The sequence below is a fragment of the Mycobacterium sp. genome (assembly GCF_046091765.1).
GTDB lineage: Bacteria > Actinomycetota > Actinomycetes > Mycobacteriales > Mycobacteriaceae > Mycobacterium.
The window spans coordinates 21,540-35,838 of sequence record NZ_JBJTCF010000124.1 but is presented as its reverse complement, the minus strand read 5'-3'; the positions used below and the strand labels follow the sequence as shown (position 1 = coordinate 35,838).

The 14,299-nt window shown below is 66.6% G+C and carries 14 protein-coding genes and 1 tRNA gene; 9 read left to right on the top strand and 6 right to left on the bottom strand.

What is annotated here, in order from left to right:
* Positions 1-665: 665 nt before the first annotated feature.
* Positions 666-1,271: a DUF7341 domain-containing protein gene (locus ACKOB8_RS14385; RefSeq protein ID WP_526378401.1), complete on the bottom strand. Its 606-nt coding sequence runs from the start codon at positions 1,269-1,271 to the stop codon at positions 666-668.
* A gap of 29 nt (positions 1,272-1,300) precedes the next feature.
* Entirely contained in the window at positions 1,301-1,816 is a 516-nt protein-coding gene (locus ACKOB8_RS14380; protein ID WP_526378399.1) for a hypothetical protein, read from the bottom strand.
* Between the two features lie 409 nt (positions 1,817-2,225).
* Here ACKOB8_RS14380 and ACKOB8_RS14375 point away from each other — a divergent pair, with 409 nt between their 5' ends.
* Both ACKOB8_RS14375 and ACKOB8_RS14370 read left to right on the top strand, forming a co-directional pair.
* Complete coding sequence (locus tag ACKOB8_RS14375) at positions 2,226-2,741, top strand: helix-turn-helix domain-containing protein (RefSeq protein WP_526378397.1); 516 nt, start codon at positions 2,226-2,228, stop codon at positions 2,739-2,741.
* A 1-nt stretch (position 2,742) separates the two neighbouring features.
* Positions 2,743-3,837 carry a site-specific integrase gene (locus ACKOB8_RS14370; protein WP_526378395.1) on the top strand — a complete coding sequence of 365 codons (1,095 nt, stop codon included), beginning with the start codon at positions 2,743-2,745 and terminating at the stop codon, positions 3,835-3,837.
* 49 nt (positions 3,838-3,886) lie between these two features.
* Here ACKOB8_RS14370 and ACKOB8_RS14365 read toward each other — a convergent pair.
* A tRNA-Leu gene (locus ACKOB8_RS14365) sits at positions 3,887-3,963 on the bottom strand.
* 83 nt (positions 3,964-4,046) lie between these two features.
* Here ACKOB8_RS14365 and ACKOB8_RS14360 point away from each other — a divergent pair.
* The 6 genes from ACKOB8_RS14360 (at position 4,047) to ACKOB8_RS14335 (ending at position 9,717) form a co-directional block, all read left to right on the top strand.
* A complete protein-coding gene (locus tag ACKOB8_RS14360) occupies positions 4,047-4,661 on the top strand; it encodes a two-component system response regulator PdtaR (protein WP_526378393.1) in 615 nt (204 codons plus the stop codon).
* A gap of 106 nt (positions 4,662-4,767) precedes the next feature.
* The gene (locus ACKOB8_RS14355; protein WP_526378391.1) at positions 4,768-5,976 is read left to right on the top strand and encodes a branched-chain amino acid ABC transporter substrate-binding protein; all 1,209 of its coding nucleotides are present in this window, start codon (positions 4,768-4,770) and stop codon (positions 5,974-5,976) included.
* 43 nt (positions 5,977-6,019) lie between these two features.
* Positions 6,020-7,057 (top strand): branched-chain amino acid ABC transporter permease, encoded by a 1,038-nt coding sequence (locus ACKOB8_RS14350; RefSeq protein ID WP_526378389.1) that lies wholly within the window; start codon positions 6,020-6,022, stop codon positions 7,055-7,057.
* Positions 7,054-8,217 carry a branched-chain amino acid ABC transporter permease gene (locus ACKOB8_RS14345; RefSeq protein WP_526378387.1) on the top strand — a complete coding sequence of 388 codons (1,164 nt, stop codon included), beginning with the start codon at positions 7,054-7,056 and terminating at the stop codon, positions 8,215-8,217. The genes ACKOB8_RS14350 and ACKOB8_RS14345 overlap by 4 nt, the downstream gene beginning before the upstream one ends.
* Positions 8,124-8,987 carry an ABC transporter ATP-binding protein gene (locus tag ACKOB8_RS14340; protein WP_526378405.1) on the top strand — a complete coding sequence of 288 codons (864 nt, stop codon included), beginning with the start codon at positions 8,124-8,126 and terminating at the stop codon, positions 8,985-8,987. The genes ACKOB8_RS14345 and ACKOB8_RS14340 overlap by 94 nt, the downstream gene beginning before the upstream one ends.
* Positions 8,974-9,717 (top strand): ABC transporter ATP-binding protein, encoded by a 744-nt coding sequence (locus ACKOB8_RS14335; RefSeq protein WP_526378385.1) that lies wholly within the window; start codon positions 8,974-8,976, stop codon positions 9,715-9,717. The genes ACKOB8_RS14340 and ACKOB8_RS14335 overlap by 14 nt, the downstream gene beginning before the upstream one ends.
* A 34-nt stretch (positions 9,718-9,751) precedes the next feature.
* Here ACKOB8_RS14335 and ACKOB8_RS14330 read toward each other — a convergent pair whose 3' ends face one another.
* Positions 9,752-11,083, bottom strand: a complete 1,332-nt coding sequence (locus ACKOB8_RS14330; protein WP_526378383.1) for an adenylate/guanylate cyclase domain-containing protein — start codon at positions 11,081-11,083, stop codon at positions 9,752-9,754.
* A gap of 134 nt (positions 11,084-11,217) precedes the next feature.
* Between ACKOB8_RS14330 and ACKOB8_RS14325 the strand changes: the two genes are divergently transcribed.
* Complete coding sequence (locus ACKOB8_RS14325) at positions 11,218-12,582, top strand: M20/M25/M40 family metallo-hydrolase (protein ID WP_526378381.1); 1,365 nt, start codon at positions 11,218-11,220, stop codon at positions 12,580-12,582.
* A 75-nt stretch (positions 12,583-12,657) separates the two neighbouring features.
* On the opposite strand, the gene ACKOB8_RS14320 is transcribed toward ACKOB8_RS14325, so the two are convergent.
* Positions 12,658-13,857 (bottom strand): lipid-transfer protein, encoded by a 1,200-nt coding sequence (locus ACKOB8_RS14320; RefSeq protein WP_526378379.1) that lies wholly within the window; start codon positions 13,855-13,857, stop codon positions 12,658-12,660.
* Complete coding sequence (locus ACKOB8_RS14315; protein WP_526378377.1) at positions 13,854-14,285, bottom strand: Zn-ribbon domain-containing OB-fold protein; 432 nt, start codon at positions 14,283-14,285, stop codon at positions 13,854-13,856. The genes ACKOB8_RS14320 and ACKOB8_RS14315 overlap by 4 nt, the downstream gene beginning before the upstream one ends.
* Between the last annotated feature and the right edge of the window lie 14 nt (positions 14,286-14,299).

The following is a 14,299-nucleotide window of genomic DNA, read 5'->3' as shown; positions in this document are numbered from 1 at the left end:
GCTGTGTAGGGGGCTGGTGGCGCGGGAAACGGGCCGCTGGTGGGTTTGGTGGATTTCGGTAAGGGGGGGCGTGTGCCTGTGCCACGAGCGGCTAAAGCAATACGCCTGGGGACTCACTCGCCACAAGCGTCACTTTCGGCGTTGCACAACCAAGCGCTTGTACCGCTCGATGTAGCGGAGCCACGAAAAGTGATCCAATAGTCCGTAATACGTGTTCCAACCGGAACGTCAAAGTAAGATCGCCCAATTCAGACCGACAGTCATTGACATAAACCCGGCAAATGAAGCTGTACCCGACGGATAAGTGATATACATGCCTTGCGGAGGCATTTCCTCGAGACTCGACCTTGGATAAGTAGATGTTGCGAGGGCTATCCAATACTGGAGTCCCCCGTCCGTGACAGCCTGCTTAATCGTTACGACTGTGTAGTCAGCGTGAGCGATCGCCACTGGCGACAGCACTACTACGGCAAGCAGCGTCCGAAAAAGAGCAGATAACCGCTTGACACCCACGAACGCAATGTTAGGGGATCTGCCTGATTGGACGTCGGCGAATCTCAATGGATCCATGCTAGGAGGAGCGTCCGGGGTACGGGCCGGGGAAGAAGGGGCCGTCTGCCTTAGTTGCAGGCGGCAGAGGGCCACCGGGGCGGCGGCCGGAGGTGTCACGCCACCGGCAGGGGCGGCAGCCCGAGCAGCCGGGCCAGCAAGCCGAAGCGTTCGGGGGGCCAGTGTGTGTCGCAGCCCGCGCAGCGGGCACCGTGTTCGGACACCAACAGCGCCCACCGTCTCACCGGTTCCCCGGCGGTGTTGCGGCCGGGAACGTGTGAGCGCCCGCACGCCGGGCACGGCAGCCGCAGCGGCACGCTTACGGTGCGGTCACCCAGCAGTTCCACCGCCTTCAGCGTCCACGCCCGAATCTGCGCGGCGTGCTGGCTGACGAGCTCGCAGTCTTCGGGTGTCCACGGTTTGTCGCGCAGCCGGTGCAGCCGGGCCAGCGCCCCGTCGCCACGCGGCTGCCACCCGGCCACGGTCAGGTCGATTTCGACAACCAACGTCAGGACGTCGGTGCGGCAGGGTGCGCGGCTGCCGGGCACCACCCGTCGGCTGGTCATGTTTCGGGGCTGTAGAGCGTCGCGCAGCCGTGTGTAGAGGGGGTCGGTCCAACGGCACGTGCCGCCGAAGAACAACGGCAGCGGATCGGCCAAGGCGGCCACCGCGTCAGCGAGTTGGCGGCGGGCACCGGGCAGATCCTGCCGGGCCGCCGTCACGGCATAGCGCCTGTATCGGTTTGCACGTGTTAGCCGTCGAACCGGGCGAATCGGCCGACAAGGACGGGAAGCTGTAGAGCGCCCCAGTTGAGCACGATGGCGAACCGGGTGGCGTTGGTGATTTCGTCGCACAGCGCAGCCGACAAGTTAAACGTGGCGTTGTGAGTTTCGATGGCGGCCGGGATTTCGTCGGTGCCGATTCGCATGAGCACTGCCGCGCCTTCGGGCCACGCTGCCCGCTGGCCGGCCGCCTTGAGCGCATCCCGAACAGCAGCCTTGAACAACGGCTTGTCGATATAGACGCGCCAGCGACCATCGTGGCTTTCGTCCTTCAACTGGTCGGTGGCCAGGACGAGCATGATCTGCATGACGGGGTTTCCGTCCTTGCCGATTTTCGGTTCGGTCGTGCCGTACGCGGTCAGCGGCAGCGTCACCGGGTCTTCGATGATGACGCCATTAATGCTGTCGCCGGGATTGGTGAATTTGAAGATGGGTGCGAAATCGCCGCTGTCCGACGAGAGCGCGTCCCAGATGTTGTCGGTCACTGCCGACTCCTTTCGGGTTGAGGGTTACCTTCGGTTGCGCTGTGGTTTACGTCGTCAGCGCGTGCGACGGTCTTGGGGGCGTGGTGGCGGAACGTCGTCGGTGCGGTGGTGTCTATTTGCTTCGACGAAGGCGTGAACGTCTTCCCAGCGGTACAAGATTTTGCGGTTGAATCGGACGAACTCAGGGCCGCGGCCGAGTACCCGGTCGTTCGCCAATTTTCCCGTCGTGGTGCGGAAAAAAGCAGCCACCTCGGCCGGGGTGGCGAGCTTGTCACTAGCATCGGGCTGCGATATTTGACGGTCAGACTGCGATAACTGGTTCTTTGTCATAGCCACAGGGAATCACCGTTTGACGACGCAGGACACGCGCCACACCTTCAATAATTGAAGAATCTGCTACGGTTGCGGCATGCACACCAAGAAGGAATCCGGCCCCACCGGCGATGCGGTCGCCGCGAACGTGAAACGGCTGCGCGAAGAAGACAACCTTACGTTCACGCAGCTATCCCAGTTGCTCGAGTTGCGGGCGGGTTGGGAAATCAGCGCCACCGCGCTGCGGCGCATCGAAGAAGGCGACAGGCGCGTGTCCGTTGATGATCTCGCGGCGCTCGCTGTCGCGTTCGTAACGTCGCCTGCGACGCTGCTGATGCCGCACCACACCGGGGCCGGCGCCAAAACGAAAGCCACCGGAACGGGGCCGCAAAACGCTAGCGCGTTGTGGTACTGGCTCACGGCACGCGGCCCGGTGAAGTACCGCGACGCCGAAACGCGACGCCGCGAAGGCGGGCACCGTTTCATCACCGAGTTCTGGCTCAAGTCGTGGCCGGTGTGGGAGCACGACAACATGGCGCAGGAACTACGCAACCGGAAACATCTGATGGAAGATCGCCGCAGGCGGTCGCGGGAACGACAAGGGGGCAAATGACATGGCAACGGTTGAGCGTTACCAAACCAAGGGCGGCACGCTGTGGCGGGTGCGATTCCGCACACCGGATCGCAAGCAGTCACAGAAACGCGGGTTCCGCACCAAGCGTGACGCCGAACTGTTCGCGGCCACGGTAGAAGTGACGAAAGCGCGCGGCGAATACGTGGGCGCGGCGGCCGGGCGGGTAACGGTCGGGGAGCTCGGCCCCGCCTGGCTACAACGCCAGCGCGGCCACATGAAACCCTCGGGGTTCCGGTCCTACGAATCCGCGTGGCGCAATCACGTACAACCGCGTTGGCAGCACACCCGCATCAGCAACGTCCTATTTTCCGACGTGCAGGCGTGGGTAGCCGGGCTAGGGCTGAGCGCCTCAATGACGGCCAACACGTTCTCGGTGCTGGCGCGGATACTCGATGACGCGGTGCGTGATCGGCTGCTGCCGTCGAATCCGGCACGCGGCGTGAAGCTGCCCAAGCGGCCGCCACGGCACAACACCTATTTGACGGCTGCGCAGCTTCAAGCCCTAGCGGATGAGGCGGGCCGCTACCGCGCCCTGGTGCTGCTGCTCGGGGTTGGCGGGTTGCGGTGGGGCGAAGCTGCTGCGCTGCGGGTGGCCGACGTGGATTTCCTGCGGCGGCGGGTACGGCTGCACACCAACGCGGTGAAAGTTGGCGGCGAGTTCGCGGTCGGTTTGCTCAAATCCAACCGGAACCGCACCGTAGTGCTGCCTGAGTTCGTCCTGGCCGCCCTGGCGCACACCGCCGAAGGCAGGGGCCGCGACGAACTGCTGTGGCCGTCGTCGGGCGGTGGCTACCTCGGCCCGCCGTCGTCGGTGGGTTCGTGGCTGTCGGGTGCGGTGGAACGCTGCCGCAAGGCTGACTCGACGTTCCCGCGCATCACCGCCCACGATTTGCGGCACACCGCCGCGTCGCTAGCCATCTCGGCCGGGGCTAATCCGAAAGTCGTGCAGCGCATGCTCGGGCACGCCAGCGCCGCCATGACACTCGACGTGTACGCCGATTTGTTCGAATCCGATTTGGACGCGGTGGCCGAAAATGTGGCCAAAATGTGGCCACAGCAGGCTGTTTCGCAATGACATTCGACGCCGAAATCGGCGTCACCTGCGCGAAAGCTGCCTGAGCCAGTGGTGCCCTCGGTGAGACTCGAACTCACACTGCACGGGTTTTGAATCCGTTTCCTCTGCCAATTGGGATACGAGGGCGGACGGCATTCGCAGCGCTGCCCAACGATAGAGGATGTCGCCAAGGCCGACGGGGCGCGGGTCCGGTGAGTCAGAATGACCCCATGACCGGACCGATCGGCGGGTCGGCTCCCGCGCGCCGGGTACTGATCGCCGAGGACGAGGCGCTGATCCGGCTTGATCTGGCCGAGATGCTGCGCGAGGAGGGCTATCAGGTGGTGGGGGAGGCCGGCGACGGACAGGAGGCCGTCGAGCTCGCCGAAAGCCTGCGCCCGGACCTGGTGATCATGGACGTCAAGATGCCCCGCCGCGACGGGATCGACGCCGCTGCCGAGATCGCCGCCAAGCGCATCGCGCCGATCGTCGTGCTGACCGCGTTCAGCCAGCGCGAACTGGTCGAGAAGGCGCGCGACGCGGGTGCGATGGCCTATCTGGTCAAGCCGTTCTCGATCAGCGACCTCGTTCCGGCGATCGAGTTGGCCGTCAGTCGCTTCGCCGAGATCGCCCAACTCGAGCGCGAGGTCGCCGATCTGGCCGACCGGCTGGAGACCCGCAAGCTCGTCGAGCGCGCCAAGGGTTTGCTGCAGTCCCGGCACGGAATGACCGAGCCGGCGGCCTTCAGCTGGATGCAGCGGGCGGCCATGGATCGCCGCACCAGCATGAAGCGGGTGGCCCAGGTCGTACTGGAATCGCTGGAATCCCCCGAGGACACGCCCTGACGCCCGGGTTGTGGCATCCTGTGACACCAGCGACATCACGACCCCCCCATGCCCACACTCCTGGAGGTTCAGCGTGCCCGGTCTGACCACCCGAAATGCAATCGCGATGAGTTCCGCGGCGTTGGCAATGCTGCTGATCGCCGGATGCAGTCAACCCAAACCCGCCGGAGAGTCCTCCTCAGGGAGCACCGACGCGCAGGGCGCGACCCCGACCGACCTGGCGATCGTCGAGCAGGTGCAGATCGACGGCAACGGCGCTGCCGTCTCGCCCGCGGCTGGAACCGTAGCGGCTGACCCCGCCGGCGACGGCAAGGCGACCTGCGAACCGGTCGCCATCGCGATGGCCGGCGCGCTCAACGGACCGGATGCCGCTCTGGGCATCAACATCAAAAACGGTGTGCAGCTGGCGATCGACAAGCACAACGCCGCCAATCCCGGGTGCCAGATCGAACTGAAGACCTTCGACACCGAGGGTGACCCGCAGAAGGCGACCGCGATCGCCCCGCAGATCGTCGACGACGCGGCCATCATCGGTCTCGTCGGCCCGGCGTTCTCCGGGGAGACCAAGGCCACCGGCGGGGTGTTCGACCAGGCCGGCCTGGTGTCGGCCACCGCCTCGGCCACCAACGTCACCCTGTCCGAACAGGGCTGGAAGACCTTCTTCCGGGGCCTGGCCAACGACGGCGTCCAGGGCCCGTCGGTCGCCAACTACATGAAGAACACCGTGGGAGACAAGAAGGTCTGCGTCGTCGACGACAGCACCGACTACGGCAGTGGGCTGGCCGAGGCTGTTCGGGACACCCTGGGCCCGCTGGCCGACTCCGCCTGCAACATCTCGGTCAAGAAGGGCGACAAGGACTTCTCCGCCGCGGTGACCCAGATCAAGGAGCAGTCGCCGGACTCGGTGTTCTACAGCGGCTACTACTCCGAAGCCGCACCCTTCGTCCAGCAACTGCGCGACGCGGGCTTCACCGGGACGTTCGTCAGCGCCGATGGCACCAAGGACCCGGAGTTCGTCAAGCAGGCCGGCAACGCGTCCAAGGACGCGCTGCTGTCCTGCCCGTGCGGACCGGCGTCGGCGGCTTTCTCCGACGAGTACACCAAGAAGTTCAACCAGGCCCCGGGCACCTACAGCACAGAGGGATATGACCTCGGCACCATCCTGGCCAAGGGCATCGACTCCGGCGCTACAACTCGCGAGGCGCTGCTGAACTTCGTGCGGACCTACGACGGGCAGGGCGTTGCCCGCAAGTACCAGTGGAACGAGCAGGGGGAACTGACCACGACCCTGATCTGGATGTACAAGGTCCAGTAGTTCGCCCCTCGGGGTTGCCGGTGGGAACGACGCGAGGAGTCGAATGATCGGCCAGGCTCTCGCTTCGCAGAACTGGCTGGCCGGCGACATCAGCTTCAACATCGAGAACCTGCGGGAAGGGTTCTGGCAGCTCACCGTCGACGGCTTGGCCTGGGGGGCGATCTACGCGCTCGTCGCCGTCGGCTACACCCTGGTTTTCGGGGTGCTGCGGCTGATCAACTTCGCGCACTCGGAAATCTTCATGCTCGGAATGTTCGGGGCGTACTTCTGCCTCGACATGATCCTCGGCTTCACACCCAGCGGCAACGCCTACAACCTCGGCGTCGCGATGACCGTCGTGTTCCTGGGGATCGCGATGCTGTTCGCGATGGCAGTCTCCGGGGCGGCGGCGGTCGGCTTGGAAGCCGTGGCCTACCGGCCGCTGCGGCGCCGCGGCGCGCGCCCGTTGACCTTTCTGATCACCGCCATCGGCATGTCGTTCGTGCTGCAGGAGTTCGTCCACTTCATCCTGCCGACGATCCTGCCCGGCTACGGCGGCAGTAACGCCCAGCAGCCGATTATCCTGGTGCAGCCGAGGGTGCAGTTCGAGATTTTCGGCGCCAGCGTCACCAACGTCACCCTGGTCATCGTCTCCGCCGCGCTGGCGTTGGCGGTCCTGACCGATGTGGTGATCAACCGCACCCGGTTCGGCCGGGGCATCCGCGCGGTCGCCCAAGACCCGGACACCGCCACGCTGATGGGCGTTTCGCGGAAGCGGATCATCGCCCGGACCTTCCTGATCGGCGGCATACTCGCCGGCGCCGCCGCCTTGCTCTACACGTTGCGGGTGCCCCAGGGCATCATCTATTCGGGGGGATTCCTGCTCGGAATCAAAGCCTTCTCGGCCGCCGTGCTCGGGGGGATCGGAAACCTGCGCGGCGCGCTATTGGGCGGTCTGCTGCTGGGCATCATGGAGAACTACGGCCAGGCCATCTTCGGCACGCAGTGGCGCGATGTGGTCGCCTTCGTGCTGCTGGTTCTGGTGCTGCTGATCCGGCCGACCGGAATCCTCGGCGAGAGTCTCGGGCGGGCCCGCGCATGAGCACGCTGCTGGCACCGGGGGACGGACTGCGCCGATGGTGGTCGGCGCGCAGCCGGGTTCAGAAGTGGGCATTCGGTGTCCTCGGATTCGGCGCCCTGGCGCTGCTGCCGCTCTACACCCCGCCGTTCCTGGACACCCCGGGCATCAGTTTCGGCGGCACCATGGCCCAGTTCGCCATGGTCGCCATCATCGCCGTCGGGCTCAACGTCGTGGTGGGCCAGGCGGGCCTGCTCGATCTCGGCTACGTCGGGTTCTACGCGGTCGGCGCGTATACCGTCGCACTGCTCACCTCTCCCGACAGCCCCTGGAACCAGGTCGGCCACGGCGTGTTCACCGAGAAGTGGGCCTGGCTGGCGTGCGTACCCCTGGCGATGGCGATCACCGCGCTGAGCGGTCTGATCCTGGGTACCCCCACGCTGCGGTTGCGCGGGGATTACCTGGCCATCGTCACTCTCGGCTTCGGTGAGATCATCCGACTGCTTGCCGACAACCTCTCCGGGGTGACCAACGGTCCGCGTGGCCTCAATGAGGTCGCCTATCCCCGTGTCGCGCAGAGTGCGGATCTGCCGAACGGAGTGTTCTCCAGCGGCAACTCCGCCGGGAACGCGAACTACGGAACGTGGTGGTTCTGGCTCGGGCTGATCCTGATCGTCGCGATCCTGCTTCTGGTCGGCAACCTCGAACGCAGCCGGGTCGGCCGGGCCTGGGTCGCGATCCGGGAGGATGAGGACGCCGCCGAAGTGATGGGCGTGAACACCTTCCGGTTCAAGTTGTGGGCATTCGTCATCGGCGCGGCCATCGGCGGCCTGTCCGGTGCGATGTACGCCGGGCAGGTTCAGTACGTCGCGCCGCCGACGTTCAACATCATCAATTCGATGCTCTTCCTGTGCGCGGTCGTGCTCGGCGGCCAGGGCAACAAGCTGGGAGTGATATTCGGGGCGTTCGTCATCGTCTACCTGCCGAACCGGTTGTTGGGTGTGGAGGTGATGGGCATCAATCTCGGTGATCTGAAGTATCTGTTCTTCGGGCTGGCGCTGGTGGTTCTGATGATCTTCCGTCCGCAGGGATTGTTCCCGGCCCGACAGCACTTGCTGGCCTACGCCGACCGGGCCCGGCGGCTGCTGGCTCGCGACGGCGCCGGCACGGGGGCGCCGTCGTGACCGCGCTGCTGGAAACCACGGACCTCACGGTGAAGTTCGGCGGCCTGACCGCGCTGGACGCGGTCAGCTTCGCGATCCAGCGCGGCGAGATTCTGGGGCTGATAGGACCCAACGGCGCAGGCAAGACGACCTGCTTCAACGCGATCACCGGGGTGTACCGGCCCAGCGCGGGATCGGTGGTGTTCGACGGCCAGCCCCTGGGCCGGCGTAAGCGCCACCAGATCACCCAGCTCGGCATCGCCCGCACCTTCCAGAACATCCGGCTGTGGGGTGAGATGACCGCGCTGGAGAACGTGGTCGTCGGAACCGACGCCCGCCATCACACCTCGGTTCCCGGTGCGGTTGTCCGCTCATCACGACACCGCCGCGAAGAACGCGAGGCCGTGGAGCGCTCCGTCGCCCTCCTGGAGTTCGTCGGTATCGCCCACCGGGGTGAGGAGAAGGCCAAGAACCTGCCCTACGGGGATCAGCGGCGCCTGGAAATCGCGCGCGCCCTGGCCACCGGACCGAAGCTGCTGTGTCTCGACGAACCGGCCGCCGGCTTCAACCCCCGCGAAAAGGCCGCTCTGATCGACCTCATCCGCAGCATCCGCGACGAGGGTTACACCGTGCTGCTGATCGAACACGACATGCGGCTGGTGATGGGAGTGACCGACCGCATCGTCGTGCTGGAGTTCGGCCGCAAGATCGCCGACGGCCAGCCCGCCGAGATCCGCGAGGATCCCGCCGTGATCGCCGCCTACCTGGGGGTGCCCGATGACCAACTCTGATCCCGCCGCCGCGCCCCTGCTGGAGGTGCGCGACGTCGTCGTGCACTACGGCAGGATCGAGGCCCTGCACGGGGTCTCGCTCGCCGTGCGTGAGGGTGAGCTGGTGACCCTGCTGGGATCCAACGGTGCGGGCAAGACCACGCTGATGCGGGCGATCTCCGGGCTGCGGCCGCTGTCCCGCGGCTCCATCTGGTTCGACGGGCGGGACATCACCCGCGTGAAGGCGCACCAGCGGGCGATCGACGGCCTCGTGCAGGCACCCGAGGGTCGCGGCATTTTCCCCGGCATGACCGTGACGGAGAACCTCAAGATGGGGTGCTACGGCAGGAAGTTCGAGTCGAAAGCCGCGCGCGACGAACGCCTGGAGTGGCTACTGGAGACGTTTCCGCGGCTGGCGGAGCGGCGCAGTCAGGTCGGCGGAACGCTGTCGGGCGGCGAGCAGCAGATGCTGGCACTGGCCCGCGCCCTGATGGCCCGGCCACGGGTACTGCTGCTCGACGAGCCGTCGATGGGTTTGGCGCCGATGGTGATCTCCCAGATCTTCGGCATCATCGCCGAGATCAACTCCGAGGGCACCACCATCCTGCTGGTCGAGCAGAACGCCGCCCAGGCGCTGCGACGTTCCGACAGGGCCTACATCCTGGAAACCGGCAACGTCACCCGCAGCGGCCCCGCCGCTGATCTACTCGCCGACGACAGCATCCGCGCCGCCTACCTTGGTGTGGCCTGACCGACGATGCGGGCCGCCCTGGCTCGGCTGGGTGCTACAGCGTCAGGCCGTTCGTCACCAGGTAGACCTCGACTTCTTCGGGAAGGCCCTTGAAGCGCCGTGGGCCGAGGCTCTCGAACCCGAGACCCGATCCGGTGCAGACATCACGGACCGTGCGACTGACCAGTACCTGACCAGCTCCGGCTGATGCGGCGATACGGGCGCCGATGTGCACCGCCATGCCGCTCCACTCCTCGCCGCGCCGCTCGCACTCACCGATGTGTACCCCCGCTCGGATCGTGATACCGCGTGCCGCGAGGTCGGCACCCATCTCCAGAGCGCAGCGAACCGCTTTGGACGGTCCGTCGAACAGCGCGAAGACCCCGTCCCCGGTGTGCTTCGCTCGGTGGGCGCCGTACTTCTCCAACACCCAGTCGACCACCTTGTCGTGGGCATCGAGTTGGCGATGCCAGTTCGCGTCGCCGCCAACACTGAGTTTTTCGGTCGAGCCCACGATGTCGGTGAACACGACGGTTTTCAGGATTCGCTCGTAGGCGCGCTCGTCGGGCTTACCGCAGACGAATTCCAGGATCGTCGGGATCAGGTCGGCGACAATGTGTAACCCCGGCGGCAGTCGCCGGAACTGCGCTCCCGGAATCGCCGCGGCCATGGCGGCTGTCGCCTCGATGGACACCAGCCGGTCGCTGGGGCGTCCGAGGACCAACGTGGGGGTGCGCAGCGAACCGAGCACATCACGAACGTCGATCTCCATGAAGGACTTCCACCAGAGCTTGGCCGTCGTCGGACTCATCATGGCCCGTTGCAGTTTGCCGAACATGTCCCGGACGCCGGGCGTGGCGGCCGCCGCGCCGTAGAACAAATCGGCCAGTGCGCCGTCTCCCCACTGGCGGTCGATCTCATCGAGCTGCGATTCGATCTCTTCGGGAGTGAATCCCCACGGGTAGCCCGGCGGATCTTGGGAATAGCGTCCGGCGGTGCCGTAGAGAACCAGCGAGGTAACGCGCTCCGGATAGCTGCTCGCGAACATGACGCTGATGGATCCGCCTTCGCTGGTGCCGAAGAACGCGGCCTGTTCTGCTCCCGCAGCATCGAGGATCGCGCGCACATCCTCGACCCGCTCACTTACGGAGGTGGGCCGCATCGAAGGATCCGACAGGCCCGTGCCCCGTCTGTCCCACACGATCAGCCGTGTCGACCGGGAAAGCTCGTCGATGGCATCCGCGTAGGGGCTCGATGGATCGTCGATCGTGTCGACGTTGTTCATGACCCACCCGGGTATCCAGATGAGGAAGGGGCCGGTAGAGCCGAACACCCGGTAGGCGAGGCGAACGTCCCCGTTACGCGCGTACTGCAATCCCGCGGTCACGTTGTCATCGTGGTCATGAGCTGGCCCTTCGCCCCGGCGGCTGCCTTGACCAGTATCACACGGGGCCGTTGACGGGATAGCAGTCCCGACCCTGCTTTCCGCGGGCATAATCACTCATCAGGTGGAGGTGGTCAGTGAACGCGATCGCGCAGGAAGCCCTCGGCCATCTCCGGGCGCTGCTCGCCCTGGACACCACCAATCCGCCGGGTAATGAGTTCCTGGCCACCGACTACCTGCGGGGCGTCCTGGAGGCCGAGGGGATCACCTGCAAGGTAGCCGAGAGCGAGCCGGGACGCGCGAACCTGGTCGCCCGCCTGCCCGGTAAGAGCAGCGGGTCGCGGTCCGCGGCGGTCCTGATGTCCTCGCACGTCGACGTGGTCCCCGCGGATGCCGATCGATGGAGTCAGCCCCCCTTCGGCGCGGTCATTCACGACGGCGAACTGTACGGCCGCGGAGCCATCGACATGAAGAACATGACCGCCATGGCGCTGATGGCGATGCTGGTGGCCAAGCGGCGGAACCTTCCGCTGGAGCGGGATCTGGTGTTCGCCGCGGTGGCCGACGAGGAGGCGGGCTGCACGCACGGCAGCCGGTTCTTGGTCGAGCAGCATCCGGACTGGCTGGAGTCCGAATACGCCGTCAACGAGTCGGGCGGATACACGCTGCACCTCAACGGCCGGCGTTTCTACCCGATCCAAGTGGCCGAAAAAGGACTCGCATGGCTGCGGATCACCGCCCACGGAGAGCCCGGACACGGAAGCATGCCTCAGGAGCAGAACGCGATTCAGGCCCTGGGTGCGGCGGTGCAGAAGCTCGGTCCCGGCATCTTCCCGCACCACGCGACGCCGGTGGTCAAGGAGTTCGTCACGACGCTGTCGGCGGCGCTGCCCACCGCCACCGGGCCGGTGTTCCGCAGCATCCTGGATCGACGGGTGGGCGATTTCGTGCTGCGCCGGCTGCTGCCGGACCGCAACGAGGCCAACGTGTTGTGGGCCCTGCTGCACGACACGATCTCCCCAACGGTCCTCGAGGCCGGTTCCAAGATCAACGTCATCCCCGGCTCGGCGACCCTGACCGTGGACTGTCGCGTGCTGCCCGGCCGCACGCCCGAGCAGGTCCTCGACACTGTCCGGCGGGTGGTGGGGGACGGGTTCACCGTGGACATGATTTTGAGCGCGCCACCGACGGTGGTCGACCACCGCAACCCGTTCTTCGCCCATCTCGCCGCAGCGCTCGAGAAGGCCGACCCGGGGAGCAAAGCCGTCCCGTTCATGATTCCCGGTCTGACCGACGCGCGCTGGTACAACGAGCTGGGGATCAAGACCTACGGCTTCACCCCGGTCAAGCTCGCCCCCGACGTGGCGTTCAACAAGCTCTTCCACGGCGATGACGAACGCATCTCGGTCGACGGGTTCACCTGGGGACTGGAGACCTTCCTCGATGCGCTGCTGTCCTTCGCTGCCGGGGATGCCGCCGGGGCCGAGGTGAAGTGGCGCTGAGCCATCTCAGCCGGCGAGCGTCGAGTTGGTGTCGTCTTTTCCCGCCTCGGGCGTCATCGAGTCGACGTTGGGCGGTCAGCGTGCGACGATCACCGACGAGCCGTGCCCGAACAGGCCCTGGTTGGCGGTGATGCCGACGGTGGCGCCCTCGACCTGGCGGCCGGTCGCCTGACCGCGCAGCTGCCAGGTCAGCTCGCACACCTGGGCGATGGCCTGGGCGGGGATCGCCTCGCCGAAGCAGGCCAGCCCGCCCGACGGGTTCACCGGGACGCGCCCGCCGATCGTGGTGGCGCCCGAGCGCAGCAGACCCTCGGCCTCGCCCTTGGGGCACAACCCGAGGTGCTCGTACCAGTCCAGTTCGAGTGCGGTGGACAGGTCGTACACCTCGGCCAGGCTCAGATCCTCGGGCCCGATGCCGGCCTCGGCGTAGGCGGTGTCGAGGATGTGATCCTTGAACACCCGATCGGGTGCGGGCACCGTCGCGGTGGAGTCGGTGGCGATGTCGGGCAGCTCCGGCAGGTGCTGCGGATAGGTGGGGGTGGCGGTCGACACCGCGCGCACCGAGGGCACCCCCTTGGTCGACCCGAGGTGCTTCTCGGTGAACGACTCACTGGCCACGACGAGGGCCGCGCCCCCGTCGGAGGTTCCGCAGATGTCCAGCAGGTGCAGCGGATCGGATACGACGTTGCTGGCCAGCACGTCGGCGACGGTGGTCTCCTTGCGGTAGCGCGCGTTCGGGTTGTTCAGCCCGTGGCGGGCGTTCTTCACCTTCACCGCGGCGAAGTCCGCACTGGTCGCACCGTAGAGCGCCATGCGGCGACGCGCCAGCAGCGCGAAGTACACCGGGTTGGTGGCGCCGATCAGATGGAAGCGCTGCCAGTCCGGGTCGTTGCGCCGCTCACCGCCGACCGGCGCGAAGAATCCCTTCGGCGCCTTATCCGCGCCCACGACCAGCGCCACGTCGCACAGCCCGGCCAGAATCTGGGCGCGGGCCGACTGCAGCGCCTGCGAGCCCGACGCGCAGGCCGCGTAGCTGGAGGACACCGGGATGCCGGTCCAGCCCAGCTTTTGGGCGAAGGTGGCGCCGGCGACGAAGCCGGGATAGCCGTTGCGGATGGTGTCGGCGCCGGCGACGAGTTGGATCTGGCGCCAGTCCAGCCCGGCGTCGCGCAGTGCGTACCGCGCCGCGACGACGCCGTACTCGGTGAAGTCGCGGTCGTCCCACTTCCCCCACGGGTGCATGCCCGCGCCGAGAATGTAGACGCGCCCGCTCACGAAGCGATCCGCCAGGCGTAGACGCTGTGCTCGACACCCTCGTCGTCGGTGTAGAGCGGCATCGTCGTCAGTTCCATGTCCATGCCGACCTGCAGATCGGCGGCCAGGGTGCCGGAGACCACCTTGCCGAGCACGATCAAGCCCTCCGCGGGCAGCTCCACCGCCGCGATCGCGAACGGTTCGAACGAATCGGACTGCGGGTAGGGCGCCGGCGGCTGGTAGCGGTTCTCGGCGTAGCTCCACAGCGTTCCCCGCCGGGACAGCGCCGCCGGTCGCAGCTCGTCGGCCCCGCACCCCGGGTTGGGGCAGTTGCTCGCTCGGGGCGGGAACACATAGGTGGCGCACTGGGGGCACTGCGCGCCGACCAGATGCGGCGCGCCGGAGTCGTCGAACGCCCACCATCCGTCGATCGCGGGAGAGCCTGGCACCTGCCCAGCGTAGC

Coding starts and splice junctions, on each gene's coding strand:
- ACKOB8_RS14370 (WP_526378395.1), top strand. CDS start 2,743: ATGGCAACGGTTGAGCGTTACCAAACCAAGGGCGGCACGCTGTGGCGG.
- ACKOB8_RS14355 (WP_526378391.1), top strand. CDS start 4,768: ATGAGTTCCGCGGCGTTGGCAATGCTGCTGATCGCCGGATGCAGTCAA.
- ACKOB8_RS14335 (WP_526378385.1), top strand. CDS start 8,974: ATGACCAACTCTGATCCCGCCGCCGCGCCCCTGCTGGAGGTGCGCGAC.
- ACKOB8_RS14350 (WP_526378389.1), top strand. CDS start 6,020: ATGATCGGCCAGGCTCTCGCTTCGCAGAACTGGCTGGCCGGCGACATC.
- ACKOB8_RS14360 (WP_526378393.1), top strand. CDS start 4,047: ATGACCGGACCGATCGGCGGGTCGGCTCCCGCGCGCCGGGTACTGATC.
- ACKOB8_RS14375 (WP_526378397.1), top strand. CDS start 2,226: ATGCACACCAAGAAGGAATCCGGCCCCACCGGCGATGCGGTCGCCGCG.
- ACKOB8_RS14345 (WP_526378387.1), top strand. CDS start 7,054: ATGAGCACGCTGCTGGCACCGGGGGACGGACTGCGCCGATGGTGGTCG.